We start from the raw sequence: 19,507 nt of genomic DNA, 5'->3' as shown, positions 1-19,507 counted from the left end.
ATGCCGACGCCCGCAGCGCGGGAATCATCAGGACCAGCGTGAGGAGGCAATCGGTGGTGTATCTGCGGGCGGCGATGCTGCTGCTGGTCCTCCTGTGCTGCGCGTTGCCCGCTGCGGCACAGCCGGTGCCTCCGAGCCCGCGGCAGGTGACGGTGTTCGATGGCCTGCCGTCCAATACCGTCAACCGCATGGCCGAGGATCGCTACGGTTACCTGTGGATCGCCACCAACGATGGCCTGGCCCGCTATGACGGCCGCACCTACCGCGTGTGGCGTTCCGAGGATGGACTGCGTGACAACCGCATCTGGACGGTGCTGGTCGATGCCCGCAACCAGTTGTGGATAGGCACCGAGAACGCCGGCCTGGTGCGCATGTCGGCCGACCGCCGCCAGTTGCACTTCTACGACCGCAGCAGCCAGCCGTTGATGGGTACCAACACGGTCTGGAGCCTGGCCAGCACGCCTGATGGCTCGATCTGGTTCGGTACCCACGAAGGCGGCCTGTACCGCCTGGACAGCCAGGATCGCCTGCAGCGCTTCCTGCCCGAGCCGAACAATCCGCGCAGCCTGCCTTCGTCGTCGGTGCCCTACCTGGCCACGCTGGCCGATGGCAGCCTGTGGATCGGCACCAAGCATGGCGTGGCGCGCTGGACCGGGACCGACTTCGAGCGTGTCGGTACGGACATCATCCCCAGCCTTCTGATCAACGGACTGACCGCCGAACCGGATGGCAGCCTGTGGATCAGCACGATGGCCGGCGCCACCGTGCGCCGCCCGGATGGCCGCTTCGAAGCCCCCCCGTGGAAGCTGCCGCCGGGCGAGCAGGTGCTGGGCATGATGCTGCGCGACGAGCAGGGCGGGCACTGGCTGGATACACGCACCGGGCTGGGGCGTGCGGTCGATGGCCAGTACCAGACCGTGCCGCTGTACAGCGCGATCGCGCGCGGTCCGGTACGGCCGAACTGGACCGGTGCCTACGAGGACCGCGAAGGTGGCATCTGGTTGGCCAGCACCAATGCCGGGCTGTGGCACCTGCTGCCACGCTGGTGGCAGTTCTCGGTGCTGTCGCGCCTGGAGGATGACCCCAGCTCGCTGCGCAATGCGCTCGTGCTGGGTACCAGCCCCTCCAGCAACGGCGGCGTCTGGACGGTGGGCAGCCATGGCGCGCTGGACCGCTTCGATCCGAAGACCGGCAGGATCGAGCAGCATCGCACCTGGGTCAACGGCATGCACTGGTTGACCTCGGTGCGTGAGGACCGGCGTGGCCAGGTCTGGATTGGATCGACCGATGCGCTGGTGCGCTACGACCCGCAACGGCGCGAACTGCGTCGTTGGGGCCGTGATGCCGGCGCAGATGCGGCGATGGAAGGGGTGGTCGAAGCGATGATGACCTGCGACGGCGACAGCCTCTGGTTGATGCTGCCCGCAGGCGTGCAGCAGCGCGATCTCGACGGCCACGTGCGGCGCCAGCTGGACAATGGCCAGCGCGGCCTGCAGCAGGGCCAGCTCAACCTCGATGTGGAATGCGGTCCGCAGGACCACATCTGGCTGGCCAGCAGCCGTGGCCTGCTGCAGTGGCTGCCGGAAAGCGAGCGCTTCCAGCCGGTGCCGGGTGCGCCGGCAACGGCGATCCATGCGTTGCATGTGGGCCGTGACGGCCAGGTCTGGTTGTCCGAGGATGGTCGCCTGTCCCGTTACCGCTGGAGCCAGGGACGCCTGGAACGGCAGGCGGTGGTCGGTGCCGAACAGGGCTATCCGGCGATCTCCGCCTCCGGCCTGGTGGTGGATGCGCAGGGCGTGGCCTGGGCGACCAGCGCACGCGGCCTGGTACGTGTCAGTGCCGATGGGCAGAGCGTGCGCCTGTACGGCGTGCACGACGGCCTGCCAAGCCAGGAATTCCGCGAGCACACCTTGATCGCAGCGGCCGATGGCCACCTGGTGGCCGGAACGGCAGCGGGCGCGGTGGTGTTCGACCCGGAGCAGGTACGGCCTTCGGTCCGTCGCGCCCCGCTGGTGATCGAGCGGGTGGAAGTGCGCCGCAACGAGCAGGTGCTGGACATGACCCACGATGCGCCGTTGCAGATCGCCGATGGCGACCGCGACCTGCGCATCGTCGCGCGATTGCTGTCCTTCGCCGACTCGGCGTCCAATACGTACCGCTACCGCCTGGCCGGCTACGACCCCGATTGGGTCGAAGTCGGCCCGGCCGGCGAGCGCCTGTTCTCGCGCCTGGCGCCGGGCAGCTACCGGCTGGAAGTACAGGCCCGGTCGGCCGACCACGTGTGGTCGCGGGTGCAGAGCCTGGAATTCCGCGTGCAGCCGCCGTGGTGGCGCAGCCTGTCCGGCCTGCTGGTGCTGGCGTCGGTCGGGTTGCTGCTGACCAGCTGGTTTGCCTGGCTGTACCGACGCCGTCTGCAGCGGCGGCACGCCTACCAGCTGGCGCTGCACAAGCAGGAACTGGCCGAGCAGGCGTCGGCGGCCAAGACCCGCTTCCTGGCCAACCTTGGCCATGAGATCCGCACGCCGATGACCGGCGTGCTGGGCATGAGCGAGCTGCTGCTTGCCTCGCCACTGGACCCGCAGCAGCGTGGCTACACGCAGTCGATCCGGCATGCTGGCGAGCACCTGCTGCACCTGGTCAACGATGCGCTGGACCTGGCGCGGATCGAGTCCGGGCGCCTGGAACTGCAGTCGCAGTCGTTTGCGTTGAATGGCCTGTTGCAGGATCTGGCGGCGCTGATGGGCCCGCTGGCTGCACAGAAGGGCCTGCGCTTCGTCCTCGACAACCAGCTGCCTGCGGGCCTGCAGGCGACCGGTGATGCCATGCGCGTGCGGCAGATCCTGCTCAACCTGCTGTCGAACGCAGTGAAATTCACCAGCCGCGGCACTATCACCCTGCATGCACGTTGCGATGGCGAGCTGCGTGCGCTGCACTTCGAGGTGCGCGATACCGGCCCGGGCATCAGCCAGGAACAACAGCAGCGCCTGTTCCGCCGCTTCGAGCAGGCCGATGGTGCACGTACCGCCGCGCAGTACGGTGGCAGTGGCCTCGGTCTGGCGATCTGCCGCGAGCTGGCGCATGCGATGCAGGGGCGGATCCAGGTGGAGAGCCAGCTGGGCCGGGGCACCTGTTTCGGCGTGACCTTGCCGTTGCCGCTGGTGGTGAACAGCGATGCCGAGGCATCGGCCGAGGGGCATCGCGACGAAGCGGCGAACATGCCGCCGCTGCGGGTGCTGCTGGTCGAGGACGATGCCACCGTGGCCGACGTGGTGCGTGGCCTGTTGAGCGCACGCGGCCACGAGGTGGTGCATGCCGGCCATGCGCTGGCGGCGCTGCGCGAGGTCAGTGCCGGCGATTTCGACGTCGGCCTGCTGGATCTGGACCTGCCGGGCCTGAGCGGTTTCGAGCTGGCCCAGCACCTGCGCAACCAGGGCTACATGCTGCCGCTGCTGGCGGTGACCGCGCGGACCGATCCGGACCTGCAGCAGCAGGTGGAAGCAGCCGGCATTGGCGGCTTCCTGCGCAAGCCGGTGACTGGTGAGCTGTTGGTGGAAGCGATCGCCAGGGTCACGGGTAGGTAGGTTCTGCAGGGCCTGTGGACCCACCCCGCCTTCGACAGAATTCTGCGAGCTGTTGAAATGGCGTGGGGTCAGATCCGTTTCCCGTAGGAAAACGGATCTGACCCCAGATCGATTTCGATATCTGACAGATGTGTCGACCAAGGTCGACACCTACCAAGAGCCGCCGGAATCCGTCAGAGGTGGGGCGGTGTCGCAGTGCGGGGTGTCAGCCGCATGGATGCGGCTGACAAGCCTACAGGGACGTACTTGCGGCGTCCCCGCACTGCGACACCGCCCCGCCAACCCACGGAATGCCGCTTTGGCTGTTGCTGTTGCCGGCCAGCGGCCGGCACTACCGCAGGTGCAGGGCCGCAGGCCCTGCCGAACCATCCTCACTCCGCGACGTGCTCGACCTGCCGCGGTTCGGGCTTGGTGTCAGGCAGCTGCCAGAAGATCATCGTCGAGGTCAGGGTGATCGCGCCCACGCACAGGAATGTGGCATGCAGCGCGGCGGTCGCGCTGTTGCTGTCCAGGTGATTGCCGAACGCGGCCAGCAGGCTGCCGGCCGCCGCGGCGCCGAAACCGGCGGCCAGCATCATCACCATCGACAGCAGGCTGTTGCCGGAACTGGCGAATTCGCGGTCAAGGTCGCGCAGCGTCACGGTGTTCATCACGGTGAACTGCAGTGAATTGACCGCGCCGAAGAACGCAAGCTGCACCAGGCGCCAGGCCAAGTGCTGGCCAGGTGTCATCAGGATGAAGCTGGCCATTGCCAGCCCCACCAGCACGGTGTTGGTCATCAGCACGCGGCGGTAGCCGTAACGTTCGACCAGCTTCACTGCCAGTTTCTTCGACACCATGCCAGCCGCCGCTACGGGCACCATCATCAGGCCGGCGTTCATCGGGCCGAGGCCGAGGCCGACCTGCAGCAGCAGCGGGATCAGCATCGGCATGGCACTGCTGCCGATGCGTGAGAACAGGTTGCCGAGGATGCCGATGCGGTAGCTGGGTACGCGGAACAGGGCCAGCGAGAACAAGGGTGCGGTGGAATTGGCGGCATGCAGCCAGTAGCCCACCAGCGCAGCCAGGCCCGCGACCGTCATCAGCATCACCAGCGCGTGTGGGGTGCCGAGTCCGGAGATGCCGTCCAAGGCCAGCGACAGCACCACCATCGCAAAGGCCAGCATGATGTAGCCGCGCAGGTCGAAACGGGTGCGATGGCTGGCGTAATGGTCGGGCATGATCTTCATCGCGGCGATGAAACCGATCACGCCGATCGGCAGGTTGATCAGGAACACCCAGTGCCATGAGGCGATCTCGACCAGCCAGCCGCCCAGCGTCGGGCCGATCAGCGGGCCGACCAGCGCGGGGATGGCGATGAAGCTCATCGCGCGCAGGAAATCCTCGCGCGGCACCGAGCGCATCACCGCCAGCCGACCGACCGGCAGCAGCATCGCACCGCCGATGCCCTGCAGCACGCGCGCGCCGACCAGCTGGTGCAGGTGCTGGGCCAACGCGCAGGCCAGCGAGCCGAGGGTGAACAGGATGATCGCCACCAGGAAGGTGCGGCGGGTGCCGTAGCGGTCAGCGATCCAGCCCGAGGCGGGAATGAAGGTAGCCACCGCCAGCGCATAGCTGAACACCACCGACTGCATCTGCAGCGGGCTCTCGCCCAGGCTGGCGGCCATCGCCGGCAACGCCGTGTTGACGATGGTCGAGTCCAGCATCTGCATGAAGATCGCCAGGGACACCAGCCACAGCAGGGGACGCTGGCGGTTGTAGGTCGATGGCGATGTGGACATGGGGTGTGGCCGGTGCAGCGTGGGGGCCGCCATGATCGCGCACTGCGGGTCACGGCGCGATCAACATCGCGCCGTGATGGCATGCGGAATGCTTAGCGTTGGCTGTGCGCGTGCACCGCGTCGACCAGGACCTGCACGTGCGCCGGGTCCATGTCCGGCGACATGCCGTGGCCGAGGTTGAACACATGGCCTTCGCGCGAGCCGCCGTTGCCGGCGGCATAGGTGTCGAGCACGCGCGCTGCGGCCGTGGCGATCGCATCCGGCGAGGCGTACAGCGTGGTCGGGTCGAGGTTGCCCTGCAGCGCGACGCGACCACCGGTGCGGCGCATTGCTTCGTCCAGGTCCAGCGTCCAGTCCAGGCCAAGTGCATCGGCGCCGGTCTGCGACAGTGCTTCCAGGTGCAGGCCGGTGCCCTTGCCGAACAGGATCAGCGGCGTGCGCTCGCTGCCTTCGCCGCGATCCAGGCCCTGTGCAATCCGCTGCAGGTAACGCAGCGAGAACTCGCGGTACATCGCCGGGGACAGCACGCCACCCCAGGTGTCGAACACCTGCAGCGCCTGCGCACCGGCCGCGCGTTGCGCACCGAGGTAGGCGATCACCGCTTCGGTGGTGACCTCCAGCAGGCGGTGCAGCGCCTGCGGATGGTTCAGCGCCATCGCCTTGATGCGTGCGAAATCCTTGCTGCCGCCGCCTTCCACCATGTAGCAGGCCAGCGTCCAGGGGCTGCCGGAGAAGCCGATCAGCGGCACCTGGCCGTCCAGCTCGCGGCGGATCAGGCGTACCGCATCCATCACGTAGCCCAGGTCCTGCTCCATGTCCGGCACCGCCAGCTTGGCGATGGCCGCTTCATCACGCACCGGATGGCGGAACTTCGGGCCTTCGCCTTCGACGAAGTACAGCTCCAGGCCCATCGCATCGGGAATGGTGAGGATGTCCGAGAACAGGATGGCTGCGTCCAGGGGGAACCGGCGCAGCGGCTGCAGGGTGACTTCGCAGGCGATCTCCGGGGTCTTGGCCATGGCCAGGAAGCTACCGGCCTTGGCCCGGGTCGCGCGGTATTCCGGCAGGTAGCGGCCGGCCTGGCGCATCAGCCAGACGGGGGTGCAGTCCACCGGTTCGCGGCGCAGGGCGCGCAGCAGGCGATCGTTGCGGAGAGGGCTGGTCACGATGGGCATTCCTTGGACGGGAGGAGCAGCGGCGTCAGCCGCCGTGCGAAAGGATCTGGAAGCCGCGATGCAGTTCGGCATCGCGGGCCTTCTCGAAGGCGTGGCGGGCGTCGTCGGCCTGCAGGAACAGCTCGCGCCGCAACTGCGAGCGGCTGCCGACGCGGCCGCTCTCGCGCAGCAGCTCCCAGCCGCCGAACAGGTCCGGCTGCAGGCTCAGGCGCAGGAAACGCGGTGCCTGCGCACCGGCGTCGGGATGTTGCAGGTAGACGTGCATGGCGCCGATTGTAGCGGGGCAGGGGTGACCCCTGCCGCAACGTGGTAGTGCCGGCCGCTGGCCGGCAACTTCATGCATGGAGGAGCCGGCCAGCGCCCGGCTCTACCTGGCTGACAGCACCTTCAGTACCGCCGCCTCATCGACGTCCGGCACCACTTCGGCGCGGCCCATGCCGCGCCACAGCACCAGGCGCAGGCGGCCGGCCACGTTCTTCTTGTCCAGGCGCATGCGGCCGAGCAGGGCCTGCGGGTCCAGCCCGGCCGGGATCGCCACCGGCAGGCCGAGGCGTTCCAACAGTGCCTGCAGGCGAGCGCGGTCGGCATCGTCGGCCAGGCCGAGGTCGGTGGACAGCTTCGCCGCCAGCACCATGCCCACCGCCACCGCCTCGCCATGGTTCAGCGCATCGCGGCCTGGAGCCGAGTAGCCCTGCTCGGTTTCGATGGCATGGCCGAAGGTATGCCCGAGGTTGAGCAGGGCACGTTCGCCCTTCTCGAACGGATCGCGCTCGACGATGGCGGCCTTGTGCCGGCAGCTGCGCGCGATGGCTTCGGAAAGCACGTGGTCTTCACCGGCGACCAGCGCATCGGCATGCTGCTGCAGCCATTCGAAGAACACCGCGTCGCCCAGCGCACCGTACTTCACCACTTCGGCCAGGCCTGCACGCAGTTCGCGCGGCGGCAGGGTGGCCAGCACGCGGGTATCTGCGATGACCGCACGCGGCGGATGGAAGGCGCCGACCAGGTTCTTGCCGGCCGGGATGTCGACGGCGGTCTTGCCGCCCACCGACGAATCGACCATCGCCAGCAGGGTGGTCGGCAGCTGCACGCAGTCCACGCCGCGCATCCAGCAGGCGGCGGCAAATCCGGCAAGGTCACCGACCACGCCGCCGCCGAGGGCGAAGACACAGGCGTCGCGCGTGGCGCCGAGCGCCGCAAGCGCTTCGATCGCGCGGCCGAATTCGGCCAGCGTCTTGGAGGCCTCACCGGCGGCCAGCACGTGCTCGCCGATGATCAGGTCGGGACGCGCGGCCAGCAGGGTCTGCTTCACCGGCGCCAGATAGCGCGGGGCGACTTCGCTGTCGCTGAGCAGCAGCACGTGGCGGCCGCGAACGTGCGCGGCCAGTGCAGCGCCATCGGCCTGGGCACCGGCGCCGATGGTGATGGTGTAGGGGCGGTCGCCGCCAACGGCGACCTGCAGCAGGGCGGGGGAAGTCATGCAGTCAGGTCCTGGCGCTGCCATTGCGAGGCCAGCTTGACCACCAGCTGGGCAGTCGCATCGGCAGCGGTGTACGGGTCGGTATCGAGGGTGAGGTCGGCCAGTTCGCGGTATAGCGGGTCGCGGTGTGCGGCCAGGTCGTGCAGCACCTGCTCGCGGTCCGGGCGTTGCAGCAGCGGCCGGCCCTTGTCGCGGGCCAGGCGTTCCAGCTGCGCGGTCACGCTGACCCGCAGGTAGACCACGAAGCCGCGGCGGGCGATCAGTGCACGGTTGTCGGGGTCCAGCACCGCGCCGCCGCCGGTGGAGACCAGCTGGCCGCGGCCTTCCAGCACACGGGCCAGGGCCTCGCGTTCATGGTTGCGGAAACCGGCTTCGCCGGCGTGCTCGAAGATGGTCGGGATGCTGGCACCGGCGGCATCGACGATGGCCTGGTCGACATCGACGAAGTCCAGCGTGAAGCGCTCGGCCAAGCGGCGGCCGATGCAGGTTTTGCCGGCGCCCATCGGGCCGATCAGGATCAGGTTCGGAGCAGGATTCATGCCCTCTGATGCTAACACCTCCGTGCCCTGGCCTTTACGTTCTTCACGTCAGGGTAGGCGTTCCAGCGGGGTCTCCCGCGCCAGCCGGAGTACAGGCCATGACGGTCGCCAAGGTCATCGAAATCACCGCCTCCTCGCCGAAGAGCGTGGAGGACGCCGTGCGCAGCGGGCTGAAGAAGGTCTCCGAGACGGTCAAGGGCATCCAGGGCGCCTGGGTGAACGAGACCAAGGTGGTCACCAATGGCAGCGGCGAGATCACCGAATGGCGGGTCAACCTGCGGGTGACCTTCCTGGTGGAATAGGCGTGCTCAGCGCACGTCCTGCACCTGTCGCTGGCCGTCCAGGACCACCACGTGATCGGCAAGCGCCGGCAGCGCCCGCAGTGCCTGCCGGCTGACCCGCTCGTAGTACTGCACGAAGCGTTCCAGCTGTGGCCGGCTCATGCCGTGCCGGCCTGGCTGAAAGGCCTGCAGGTTCTGCTCCTGCTGCCAGCGCCAGCGCGGTACCACCGAGAAATCCGGCGGCTGCAGGAACCATAGCCGGTCGTAGCGCTGCCACAGCGCCGGGTAGTCGCGGGCCAGCGCCTGGTTGCACCAGCGCCGCCAGCGGCCATCGGCGTCGGCCTCGCGCTCCAGCGCGTTCAACGGGCTGTCCAGCGCGTTGTCATCCTGCGCGGGCGTGCCCAGAAACCAGCCTTCGAACACCAGCAGGTCCAGCGGTTGGTGCAGGTGCGGCCATTGCGCTTCGGGCAGGCGTTCGTCGGCCAGCTTGTCGAAACGCGGCATCGCGAAGGGCTGGCGCGCGGCCACCGCATCCAGCACTGCGTGGGCCAGCGGCAGGTCGTGGGTGCCCGGCGGGCCCCGGGTGATCAGCAGTGGATGCACCTGGCGGGCAAGCCGTTGGCGCTGCACGCGGGTCAGGTAGACGTCGTCGATCGACAGCGTGGCGGCGTTCAGGCCGCGTGCCTGGGCGCGGGCCACGACCTGCGCGGCCAGCGTCGATTTGCCGCTCCCCTGCAGGCCGCTGATCGCCAATACTGGAACCGCTGCGCCACTGCCCAGTGCGTCGTCCAGCACCTGTTCGGCCAATGTTTCGGGGAATCCTTTCACCTGGGGCATATACGCAGCAGCGGCCATGCAGCCACAATAGCCCAATCCGTGTGAGAAGAACGCAACCATGAGCGACCTGTACGCCGAAGCCCTGTCCACGTTTGCCGGCCTGTTCGACGAGGCCAAACAGAGCCGCGAGGTCGAGCCGAATGCCATGACCGTGGCCACCGCCGATACGCACGGCCGTCCGTCGGCGCGCACCGTGCTGCTGAAGGCGTTCGATGAGCGTGGCTTCGTGTTCTACACCCACCTGGACAGCCACAAGGGCCGGGAGCTGCAGGCCAATCCGCAGGCTGCACTGCTGTTCCTGTGGCGCAGCCTGCGCGAGGCCGGCATCCAGGTGCGCATCGAGGGTCGCGTCGAGCAGGTGGCCGATGCCGAGGCCGACGCCTATTTCGCCAGCCGCCCGCGGATGAGCCAGATCGGCGCCTGGGCTTCGCAGCAGTCGAAGACGCTGGCCACGCGCGAGGAATTCGACGCGCGCGTGGCCGAGGTCGAAGCCCGCTTCGAGGGCCAGGACGTGCCGCGCCCGGACGGCTGGAGCGGCCTGCGCGTGGTGCCTGACCGCATCGAGTTCTGGTACGGCGCGCAGTTCCGCCTGCACGAGCGCTGGTGCTATGAAGCCGGTGCGGAAGGGCGCTGGAGCAAGCGCCTGCTGTACCCGTGACCGGCAGCGTGGCCACGACCCGCCCGGCCACGGCGGCCGATGCGGTTGCGTGGGCGCAGCTGCGTCTGGGCCTGTGGCCCGATGCCGATGATCCGCTGGAGACGCTGGTGGCGGCGCTGGCCGAGGACGCAGGTGCGGTTTTCCTGGCGTGTGCAGCGGGTGGCCAGGCGATCGGCTTCGCCGAAGTGCGCCTGCGCCATGACTACGTGAACGGCACCGATTCCTCGCCGGTGGGCTTCCTGGAGGGCTGGTACGTGCAGCCGCAGTGGCAAGGCCGCGGCGTGGGCCGCGCCCTGCTGGCGGCGGTGCGGGCATGGACGCGCGACGCGGGCTGCCGCGAACTGGCTTCGGACAGTCGCGTGGAAGACGTGCAGGCTCACGCCGCGCATCGGGCCTGCGGCTTCGAAGAGACCGAACGGGTGGTCTATTTCCGCATGCCACTGGAGCCATCGGCGTGAATCGCGTGGCGCTGTATCGCGTGGTGGTGTTTGTTCCATCGGTCGCGCTGGACGCAGTGAAGCGGGGCATCCTCGCGGTGGATGCGCTCGCGGCCGGCGACTACGAGCATGGCATGTGGTGGTCGGCGCCGGGATTCGAGCAGTTCCGCCCACGCATGGGGGCGTCGCCCGTGCAGGGTGAAGCGGGTCGCACCGAAGTGGTCGACAGCGTGCGCCTGGAATTCTGCCTGCCGCGCGATCCGCAGCGGCTGCAGCGCATCTTCGAGCAGGGCATCGTGCCGCATCATCCGTGGCAGGTACCGGTGGTGCAGGTGGAGGACATCGAGCTGCTGCTCGCTGACGGGCGGCGGTTGTAGAGCCGTGCCGTGCTCGGGTGCTGCTCCGACGCATGAGGCAGTCGAGCAGGGCTCGTCTCCACAAGAGCAGGCTGTCGCAAATGGACCGGCTTGCTTCATCTGCGAGCAGGCCCTTAACCGGCACACTCCGACGGATGTTCTCGACTTCCGGAGTTGCCATGCCCTCCTGGCGTTGCCTGTTTGCGGTGCCGCCGCCGCGTCACGGCGTGGAAGCGTTCCTGCTGTTGATCGCCCGAATCGTGGCCGGGGTGATGTTCTGCGTGTCCGGCTGGAACAAGGTGTTCACCGATGCGGGCCGCGAACGCATGGTGCATACGCTGGTCGATGCGAGGATCCCGTTCCCGGTGTTCAGTGCGCCGGTGCTCGGCGTGATCGAATGGATTGCGGGTGGACTGCTGGCACTGGGCCTTTTGAGCCGCCCTCGGCCCTGTTGCTGGCGGGGATCTGCGCGGTGGCGGCACTTACCGATGGCATCGCGCGCATTCCTGCGGGACTGAGCGTGCCGGATTGGTTGAGCTGGTTCTTCTACCTGAGCGAAGTGCCGCTGGGTGTGTTGCTGTTGTGGATTGCCACAGTTGGGAGTGGACGGTTCGCGATAGAAGTGCGCTGGGCGCGGTGAACATTGAGTGATGCGGAGGCAGTTGAATGCGGATGAATGATCTGATCCGGCGCGTGGTTCGCGCGTACCCGGATCGTCGGAATCCTGATTGCGCTTCGGCGGCCGACGTCATGCGTCGCTTGGGCGTTGCTCCTCACTGCGATATGTGGATTTTCTACATGGCGGTCAATGGCGCGCTGCCTGCTGTGAGCGGTAGGCTTGAGTTGTTGCGTATCGTTGGTCCTGGAATTCCGAAGATTCCAGACCAGGCTGAGTACGTTTGGGATCGTTACGAGCTCCCAGCGGATTTTCTTCCGTTGTCATCTGACGAAGGTGAGGGGATGTATTTGTACGATGTGCGAAAGGAAGATGTGCATGACTATTGCCTGGCTCGGCATGATCAGTTTCTTTCGGGTGAAACTCCTGCCCGTTGGAAGAATTTCGTAGATTTCATCGTTTGGTACATCAACGATGATGATCAGGCGGCTTAGATGAAGCAGTCGAGCAAGCTCGACTTCTACAACCCTTCAGCGCGCAACCAGCGCCACAGCGTGGTGCGGGATACCCCCAGCGCCTGCGCCATGCCCTCACGATCATGCCGGTGTTCCCGCAGCAGTGCTTCCAGCTGCGCACGCGGTGGCCGCTTGCCGTTGCTTTCCACCGGCAACGCCGCGACACCTTCATGCACCAGCTCGGGTGCCAGCTGCAGCAGCCGCGCTGCATCGATCAACCCTTCCCCAGGCTGCCAGTGGATGCGTAGTCGATCCACCAGATTGCGCAGTTCGCGCACGTTTCCCGGCCACTCGGCCGCGCTCAGCAACGCCAGTGCCTCCTCATCCAATGGCGCGTCGATGCCACGCAGCTGGCGGAAGAAGTGCTGTGCCAGCAGCGGGATGTCACTGCGCCGCGCACGCAGCGGGGGCAGGGCGATGCGTAGCGCGGCCAGCCGGTAATACAGGTCGCGACGGAAGCTGCCGGTCGCCGCGTGCTGTTCCAGCGACTTCAGGGTGGCGGCCACCACGCGTAGGTCGACTGCGGTCGGTTCGGTAGCGCCGACACGCAGCACCTCGCGTTCTTCCAGCACGCGCAGCAGGCGGGTCTGCAACGGCAGCGGCAGTTCGCCGATCTCATCCAGGAACAACGTACCGCCATCGGCGGCCTCGACCAGGCCCACGCGACCACCGCGCCGTGCACCAGTGAAGGCACCATCGCTGTAGCCAAACAGTTCGGCTTCCAGCAGTGATTCGCTGATGGCGCCGCAGTTCAGCGCCACGAAGCGCCCGCGACGGCCGCTGGCGGCGTGCAGTTGACGCGCTACCAGTTCCTTGCCGGTGCCGGTTTCGCCGGTCACCAGTACGGTGCTGTCATGCGGTGCATAGAGCGCGATCTGTGCGCGCACCTGGGCCATCGCTTGGCTGTCGCCGAGCAGTTCATGCGTGTCGGCACGCGCTGCCGGGCGCCGGCGCGGGGCGGCTCGGTTGCCGCTGGAGCGGGCCAGCGCCTGGGTCAGCTCCAGCGCATGTTCAAACGCCTGCCGCACCGAGTCGGCCGAATAGAGCAGTACCCCCGGCAGGCCGGCCTGCTCGGCATGGTCGATGGCCATGCCGGTGCCGACGATGACCTCGATGCCGTTGGCGCGCAGGTCGGCGATGCAGTCGCGCGCATCCTCGCGGGTGACGAAGCGGCGGTGCTCGATATCCAGGCCGAAACTCTGCTGGAAGTTGCTGAACGCCGGTACGTCGCTGGCGTGGGTGACCAGGCCGATGCGGCTGGCGATGCGGCGGGCACGGGCCAACGCTTCCATCAGGTCGAAGCCATTGGCCTGGATCGGCACCAGTGGCAGCCCCAGCCGACCGCGCAGCCAGGCCGCGTTGGAGCCGCCGGCGATGACCACGTCGCAATGCTCGCGGCGCAGGCGTTGACCGATCACATCCACCGCTTCCTCGAAACCTAGGTTGATCTGCTCGATGCGCGCGCGTCGATCGAATTCGGGAATGACATCGCCGAGCAGGCCGGTCAGGCGCGAGACGCTGACCGTCCAGATCACCGGGCGACCGGGGTCGGTGTCGGCGTGGCGCAGGGGTGAGCGGGGCAGGTACATGGCGGCTGGAGGTCGACGTGATGTTTCATGATACATCCGTTTCAATGTTTCATATGTTTCACTATTGCGTGGTGGTCATCCCCGTGAAATCAACGGCTTGCAGCTTGGCATGGTGCTTGCGCCTATCTATCCGTTCTCCAACCTGGATTGCCGCATGACCGCTTCCGCCCCTTTCTCCGCCGGTGCCCGCTTCCGTGAGGCGCTTGCTGCCGAATCGCCGCTGCAGGTGATCGGCGCCATCAACGCCAACCACGCCCTGCTGGCCAAGCGCGCCGGCTTCCGCGCCATCTATCTGTCCGGCGGCGGTGTTGCCGCGGGCTCGCTGGGCCTGCCGGACCTGGGCATCAACACCCTGGAAGACGTGCTGGTGGACGTGCGCCGCATCACCGATGTCTGCGACCTGCCGCTGATGGTGGACATCGATACCGGCTTCGGGCCGAGTGCGTTCAACATCGCGCGCACCGTGAAGTCGCTGATCAAGGCCGGCGCGGCCGCCTGCCACATCGAAGACCAGGTTGGCGCCAAGCGCTGCGGTCACCGTCCGGGCAAGGAGATCGTCTCGCAGGGTGAAATGGTCGACCGCGTGAAGGCTGCCGCCGATGCCAAGACCGATCCGGACTTCTTCCTGATCGCGCGTACCGACGCCATCCAAGTGGACGGCGTGGACAAGGCCATCGAGCGCGCCATTGCCTGTGTCGAGGCCGGTGCCGACGGTATCTTCGCCGAGGCGGCCTACGACCTGGACACCTACCGTCGCTTCGTCGACGCGGTGAAGGTGCCGGTGCTGGCCAACATCACCGAATTCGGTGCCACCCCGCTGTTCAGCCGCGATGAACTGGCTTCGGCCGGTGTTGCGATCCAGCTGTTCCCGCTGTCGGCGTTCCGAGCGGCCAACAAGGCGGCCGAGAACGTCTACCAGGCGGTGCGCCGCGATGGCCACCAGCGCAACGTGGTGGAAACCATGCAGACCCGCGAAGAACTCTACGACCGCATCGGCTACCACGCCTTCGAGCAGCAGCTCGATGCGCTGTTCGCCGCCAAGAAATAAGCAGTACCCTGCACCATCAAGTTTCGGAGGGAAACATGAACGATACGACCGCAACCCCGACCTTCAAGCCGAAGAAGTCCGTCGCCCTGTCCGGCACCGCCGCCGGCAACACCGCGCTGTGCAGCGTGGGCCGCAGTGGCAACGACCTGCATTACCGTGGCTACGACATCCTGGACCTGGCCAACACCAGCGAGTTCGAGGAAATCGCCTACCTGCTGGTGCACGGCAAGCTGCCAACCCGCGCCGAGCTGGTTTCGTACAAGGCCAAGCTGAAGTCGCTGCGTGGCATCCCGGCCGCGGTGAAGGCCGCACTGGAAGAACTGCCGCCGTCGGCACACCCGATGGACGTGATGCGCACCGGTGTGTCCGTGCTCGGCTGCGTGGCGCCGGAGAAGGATGACCACAATCATCCGGGCGCGCGCGACATTGCCGACAAGCTGATGGCCTGCCTCGGCTCGATGCTGCTGTACTGGTACCACTGGAGCCACAACGGCCGTGCCATCGACGTGGAAACCGACGATGACTCGATCGGTGGCCACTTCCTGCACCTGCTGCACGGCGAGAAGCCGCAGGACTCGTGGGTGAAGGCGATGCACACCTCGCTGATCCTGTACGCAGAACACGAGTTCAACGCCTCGACCTTCACCTGTCGTGTCATCGCCGGTACCGGCAGCGACATGTACAGCGCGATCTGCGGTGGCATCGGCGCACTGCGTGGCCCGAAGCACGGCGGCGCCAATGAAGTGGCGTTCGAAGTGCAGAAGCGCTACGACAATCCGGATGAGGCCGAGGAAGACATCAAGGCCCGCGTCGAGCGCAAGGAAGTGGTGATCGGCTTCGGCCATCCGGTCTATACCGTCTCCGATCCGCGCAACAAGGTGATCAAGGACGTGGCCCGCGAGCTGTCCGAAGAACAGTCGAGCATGAAGATGTACGACATCGCCGAGCGCCTGGAATCGGTGATGTGGGACATCAAGAAGATGTTCCCGAACCTGGACTGGTTCAGCGCCGTCAGCTACCACATGATGGGCGTGCCGACCGCGATGTTCACCCCGCTGTTCGTGATCGCACGCACCGCCGGCTGGAGCGCGCACATCATCGAACAGCGCATCGACGGCAAGATCATCCGCCCGAGCGCCAACTACATCGGTCCGGAAGACCGCGACTTCGTCGCCATCGACAAGCGCGTCTGATCCATCTGCTGTACCCATCCGGCCGGCCGCGTGCCGGCCGGATGCTTTCGCCGCCGCACCGCCGGCACCCGGCCCGCCCCAAGCATTCCGCCAGCCCATGAATACCGATTACCGCAAGAACCTCCCCGGCAGCGCGCTGGACTATTTCGACGCGCGCGCCGCCGTCGATGCAATCCAGCCCGGCGCCTACGCCACCCTGCCGTACACCTCGCGCGTGCTGGCCGAGAACCTGGTGCGCCGCTGCGATCCGGCCACGCTTGGCGACTCGCTGAAGCAGCTGATCGAGCGCCGCCGCGACCTCGATTTCCCATGGTTCCCCGCGCGCGTGGTCTGCCACGACATCCTCGGCCAGACCGCACTGGTCGACCTGGCCGGCCTGCGCGATGCGATCGCTGACAAGGGCGGTGACCCGGCCAAGGTGAATCCGGTGGTGCCGGTGCAGCTGATCGTCGATCACTCGCTGGCGGTGGAGTGTGGTGGTTTCGATCCGCAGGCGTTCGAGAAGAACCGCGCGATCGAGGATCGCCGCAACGAAGACCGCTTCCACTTCATCGACTGGACCAAGCTGGCGTTCGAGAACGTGGACGTGATTCCGCCGGGCAACGGCATCATGCACCAGATCAACCTGGAGAAGATGTCGCCGGTGATCTACGTGCAGGACGGCGTAGCCTTCCCCGACACCTGCGTGGGCACCGACAGCCACACCCCGCACGTGGATGCGCTGGGCGTGATCGCGATTGGTGTGGGCGGCCTGGAAGCCGAGAACGTGATGCTCGGTCGTGCCTCGTGGATGCGACTGCCGGATATCATCGGCGTCGAGCTGATCGGCAGGCCGCAGCCGGGCATCACCGCCACCGACGTGGTGCTGGCGCTGACCGAATTCCTGCGCAAGGAGCGCGTGGTCGGCGCGTACCTTGAATTCTTCGGCGAGGGAGCGGCGGCACTGACCATCGGTGACCGCGCCACCATCTCCAACATGTGCCCCGAATACGGCGCCACCGCCGCGATGTTCTACATCGACGGGCAGACCATCGATTACCTGCGCCTGACCGGGCGCGAGGAATCGCAGGTGGCGCTGGTGGAAAACTATGCGCGCACCACCGGCCTGTGGGCTGACGACCTGGCCACCGCACAGTACGAGCGCGTGCTGCGCTTCGACCTGTCCAGCGTGGTGCGCAACATGGCCGGCCCGTCCAACCCGCACAAGCGCGTGGCGACCGCCGAGCTGGCCGAGCGCGGCATCGCCGACGAGGCCAAGCTGGCAGCGGGCAGGGCCGAGCAGGCGCAGGGCCTGATGCCGGATGGCGCGGTGATCATCGCCGCCATCACCAGCTGCACCAACACCTCCAACCCGCGCAACGTGATCGCTGCCGGCCTGCTGGCACGCAAGGCCAACGAGCGCGGCCTGCTGCGCAAGCCGTGGGTGAAGTCATCGTTGGCGCCCGGCTCGAAGGCGGTGCAGCTGTACCTGGAAGAGGCCGGCCTGCTGCCGGACCTGGAAAAGCTGGGCTTCGGCATCGTCGCCTTCGCCTGCACCACCTGCAACGGCATGAGCGGCGCGCTCGATCCGGCCATCCAGCAGGAGATCATCGACCGTGACCTGTACGCCACGGCTGTGCTGTCGGGCAACCGCAACTTCGATGGCCGCATCCACCCGTATGCGAAGCAGGCCTTCCTGGCGTCGCCGCCGCTGGTGATCGCCTATGCCATCGCCGGCACCGTGCGCTTTGACATCGAGAAGGACGTGCTGGGCGTGGACGCCGACGGCAACGAGGTGCGCCTGAAGGACATCTGGCCGAGCGACGCCGAGATCGACGCCGTGGTCAAGGCCTCGGTGAAGCCGGAGCAGTTCCGCCGCGTCTACAACCCGATGTTCAATGTGCGCGTGGAGCACGGCGCGACGGTCAACCCGCTGTACGACTGGCGCCCGCAGAGCACCTATATCCGTCGCCCGCCGTACTGGGAGGGCGCACTGGCCGGTGAGCGCACGCTGTCGGGCATGCGCCCGCTGGCGGTGCTGCCGGACAACATCACCACCGACCACCTGTCGCCGTCCAACGCGATCCTGGCCTCCAGTGCCGCCGGTGAGTACCTGGCGAAGATGGGCCTGCCCGAAGAGGACTTCAATTCCTACGCGACCCACCGCGGCGACCACCTGACCGCGCAGCGCGCCACCTTCGCCAACCCGAAGCTGTTCAACGAGATGGTGCGCAACGACGACGGCAGCGTGAAGCAGGGTTCGCTGGCGCGCGTGGAGCCGGAAGGCAAGGTGATGCGCATGTGGGAAGCCATCGAGACCTACATGGAGCGCAAGCAGCCGCTGATCATCATTGCCGGTGCCGACTACGGCCAGGGCAGCTCGCGTGACTGGGCCGCCAAGGGCGTGCGCCTGGCTGGCGTGGAGGCGATCGTGGCCGAGGGCTTCGAGCGGATTCACCGTACCAACCTGATCGGCATGGGCGTGCTGCCGCTGGAGTTCAAGCCGGGCACCACCCGCCTGACCCTGGGCATCGATGGCACCGAGACCTTCGACGTGGTCGGCGAGCGCACCCCGCGCGCCGAGCTGACGCTGGTCATCCACCGCCGCGACGGCCAGGACGTGATCGTGCCGGTCACCTGCCGCCTGGACAGCGACGAGGAAGTGGCGATCTACGAGGCCGGTGGCGTGTTGCAGCGCTTCGCGCAGGACTTCCTGGAAGGCGCCAAGGTGGCGTGATACCGGCCTGAATGCCTGCCCCCGGAGGCCGGGGGCGGGCTTGTCCGACACCTGGGCAGGGCGCACACTGACTTGGCAAAAACTGCCAATGGAGAGTCTCATGGCCACCATGAACATTTCGCTGACTGATCCGCTCAAGCAGTTCGTGGACGAAGAAGTGCGCGAAGGCGGCTACTCCAGCACGTCGGACTATGTGCGCGACCTGATCCGCCAGCGCCAGCGCAGCAAGGCCGAAGCACTGCTCAAGCAGTTGATTGCCGAGGGGCTGTCTTCTGGTCCTTCGGCGCCTCTGGCGCCGGATCACTTCGACAAGCTCCGTGAGCGTGCTCGGAACCGCAAGTGAAACCTTCGCACTGGTCTCCTGCAGCGGTTCTAGATCTCGACCAGGCAGCAGCCTGGTATGCAGATCAGGGCGGAGAAGTGCTGGAAGTCGGCTTCATCGATGCGGTGGAGTCCGTCGTCAAGCTGATCGAGGCTCACCCGGGTGCTGGTTCCACATTGCATGCGGATCTGTTGCCCTCGCTGCCAGCGCCGTTGCGTTTTTATCCGGTTCGTCGCTTCGACGGCTACCTGGTCTACTACGTGGAGCTACCTGCGCACGTTTCCATCGTGCGCATCTGGAATGCTTCGCGGGGTATGGAAGCACTGCTCGAAGACGAGGAGCTCAACCCCGATATTGGTTCGTCGCACCCAGGATACTGATCC

18 protein-coding genes and 1 pseudogene are annotated in these 19,507 nt (G+C 67.1%); 12 read left to right on the top strand and 7 right to left on the bottom strand.

Translation table 11 applies throughout. From position 1 onward, the window contains the following. Positions 1-53 precede the first annotated feature (53 nt). The gene (locus AC5P7S_RS12275; RefSeq protein ID WP_069139383.1) at positions 54-3,581 is read left to right on the top strand and encodes a hybrid sensor histidine kinase/response regulator; all 3,528 of its coding nucleotides are present in this window, start codon (positions 54-56) and stop codon (positions 3,579-3,581) included. A gap of 371 nt (positions 3,582-3,952) precedes the next feature. Here AC5P7S_RS12275 and mdtD read toward each other — a convergent pair whose 3' ends face one another. The 5 genes from mdtD to AC5P7S_RS12250 form a co-directional block, all read right to left on the bottom strand. Then, positions 3,953-5,362, bottom strand: a complete 1,410-nt coding sequence (mdtD, locus tag AC5P7S_RS12270) for a multidrug transporter subunit MdtD (protein WP_005418383.1) — start codon at positions 5,360-5,362, stop codon at positions 3,953-3,955. A gap of 92 nt (positions 5,363-5,454) precedes the next feature. After that, entirely contained in the window at positions 5,455-6,537 is a 1,083-nt protein-coding gene (gene hemE, locus AC5P7S_RS12265; RefSeq protein ID WP_032954409.1) for a uroporphyrinogen decarboxylase, read from the bottom strand. 25 nt (positions 6,538-6,562) lie between these two features. Then, positions 6,563-6,802, bottom strand: a complete 240-nt coding sequence (locus AC5P7S_RS12260; protein WP_005418379.1) for a WGR domain-containing protein — start codon at positions 6,800-6,802, stop codon at positions 6,563-6,565. Between the two features lie 102 nt (positions 6,803-6,904). After that, complete coding sequence (gene aroB / locus AC5P7S_RS12255) at positions 6,905-8,017, bottom strand: 3-dehydroquinate synthase (protein ID WP_005418377.1); 1,113 nt, start codon at positions 8,015-8,017, stop codon at positions 6,905-6,907. Further along, positions 8,014-8,556, bottom strand: coding sequence for a shikimate kinase (locus tag AC5P7S_RS12250; RefSeq protein WP_095378343.1), 543 nt, complete (start codon positions 8,554-8,556; stop codon positions 8,014-8,016). The genes aroB and AC5P7S_RS12250 overlap by 4 nt, the downstream gene beginning before the upstream one ends. 98 nt (positions 8,557-8,654) lie before the next feature. Here AC5P7S_RS12250 and AC5P7S_RS12245 point away from each other — a divergent pair, with 98 nt between their 5' ends. Beyond that, positions 8,655-8,858 (top strand): dodecin family protein, encoded by a 204-nt coding sequence (locus AC5P7S_RS12245; protein WP_005410663.1) that lies wholly within the window; start codon positions 8,655-8,657, stop codon positions 8,856-8,858. Positions 8,859-8,864: 6 nt separating this feature from the next. Here the strand turns inward: AC5P7S_RS12245 and AC5P7S_RS12240 are convergent, their stop codons facing one another. Beyond that, complete coding sequence (locus AC5P7S_RS12240; protein WP_095378344.1) at positions 8,865-9,692, bottom strand: kinase; 828 nt, start codon at positions 9,690-9,692, stop codon at positions 8,865-8,867. 40 nt (positions 9,693-9,732) lie between these two features. Between AC5P7S_RS12240 and pdxH the strand changes: the two genes are divergently transcribed. From pdxH to AC5P7S_RS12215, 5 genes and pseudogenes are all read left to right on the top strand, one after another. Beyond that, positions 9,733-10,332, top strand: coding sequence for a pyridoxamine 5'-phosphate oxidase (gene pdxH, locus AC5P7S_RS12235; protein ID WP_095378345.1), 600 nt, complete (start codon positions 9,733-9,735; stop codon positions 10,330-10,332). Beyond that, positions 10,329-10,790 carry an aminoglycoside N-acetyltransferase AAC(6')-Iak gene (gene aac(6')-Iak / locus AC5P7S_RS12230; protein WP_095378346.1) on the top strand — a complete coding sequence of 154 codons (462 nt, stop codon included), beginning with the start codon at positions 10,329-10,331 and terminating at the stop codon, positions 10,788-10,790. The genes pdxH and aac(6')-Iak overlap by 4 nt, the downstream gene beginning before the upstream one ends. After that, entirely contained in the window at positions 10,787-11,146 is a 360-nt protein-coding gene (locus AC5P7S_RS12225) for a YqfO family protein (RefSeq protein ID WP_005418368.1), read from the top strand. Before aac(6')-Iak ends, AC5P7S_RS12225 begins: the two co-directional genes overlap by 4 nt. A gap of 158 nt (positions 11,147-11,304) precedes the next feature. Next, positions 11,305-11,765 (top strand): annotated as a pseudogene (locus tag AC5P7S_RS12220) (DoxX family protein). 32 nt (positions 11,766-11,797) lie between these two features. Then, entirely contained in the window at positions 11,798-12,235 is a 438-nt protein-coding gene (locus AC5P7S_RS12215) for an SMI1/KNR4 family protein (protein WP_262232988.1), read from the top strand. 26 nt (positions 12,236-12,261) lie between these two features. Here AC5P7S_RS12215 and prpR read toward each other — a convergent pair whose 3' ends face one another. Continuing rightward, complete coding sequence (prpR, locus tag AC5P7S_RS12210; protein ID WP_095378348.1) at positions 12,262-13,845, bottom strand: propionate catabolism operon regulatory protein PrpR; 1,584 nt, start codon at positions 13,843-13,845, stop codon at positions 12,262-12,264. A 154-nt stretch (positions 13,846-13,999) separates the two neighbouring features. On the opposite strand from prpR, the gene prpB reads away from it, so the two are divergent. The 5 genes from prpB to AC5P7S_RS12185 all read left to right on the top strand — a co-directional run bounded on the left by prpB (position 14,000) and on the right by AC5P7S_RS12185 (position 19,504). Then, positions 14,000-14,893, top strand: a complete 894-nt coding sequence (gene prpB, locus AC5P7S_RS12205; RefSeq protein WP_005418360.1) for a methylisocitrate lyase — start codon at positions 14,000-14,002, stop codon at positions 14,891-14,893. Between the two features lie 35 nt (positions 14,894-14,928). Then, positions 14,929-16,086, top strand: a complete 1,158-nt coding sequence (gene prpC, locus AC5P7S_RS12200) for a bifunctional 2-methylcitrate synthase/citrate synthase (protein ID WP_005418357.1) — start codon at positions 14,929-14,931, stop codon at positions 16,084-16,086. A 97-nt stretch (positions 16,087-16,183) separates the two neighbouring features. Then, positions 16,184-18,802, top strand: a complete 2,619-nt coding sequence (gene acnD, locus AC5P7S_RS12195; RefSeq protein WP_095378349.1) for a Fe/S-dependent 2-methylisocitrate dehydratase AcnD — start codon at positions 16,184-16,186, stop codon at positions 18,800-18,802. A gap of 100 nt (positions 18,803-18,902) precedes the next feature. Further along, on the top strand, positions 18,903-19,145 hold the full coding sequence (locus AC5P7S_RS12190; RefSeq protein ID WP_065178214.1) for a type II toxin-antitoxin system ParD family antitoxin: 243 nt from the start codon (positions 18,903-18,905) through the stop codon (positions 19,143-19,145). After that, on the top strand, positions 19,142-19,504 hold the full coding sequence (locus AC5P7S_RS12185; protein ID WP_095378350.1) for a type II toxin-antitoxin system RelE/ParE family toxin: 363 nt from the start codon (positions 19,142-19,144) through the stop codon (positions 19,502-19,504). Before AC5P7S_RS12190 ends, AC5P7S_RS12185 begins: the two co-directional genes overlap by 4 nt. The last annotated feature ends 3 nt before the right edge of the window (positions 19,505-19,507 follow it).

It is taken from the genome of Stenotrophomonas sp. YJH_SMC_32 (genome assembly GCF_059369975.1).
Note: the sequence above shows the minus strand (reverse complement) of the source record. Positions and strands in the feature narration are given on the sequence as shown.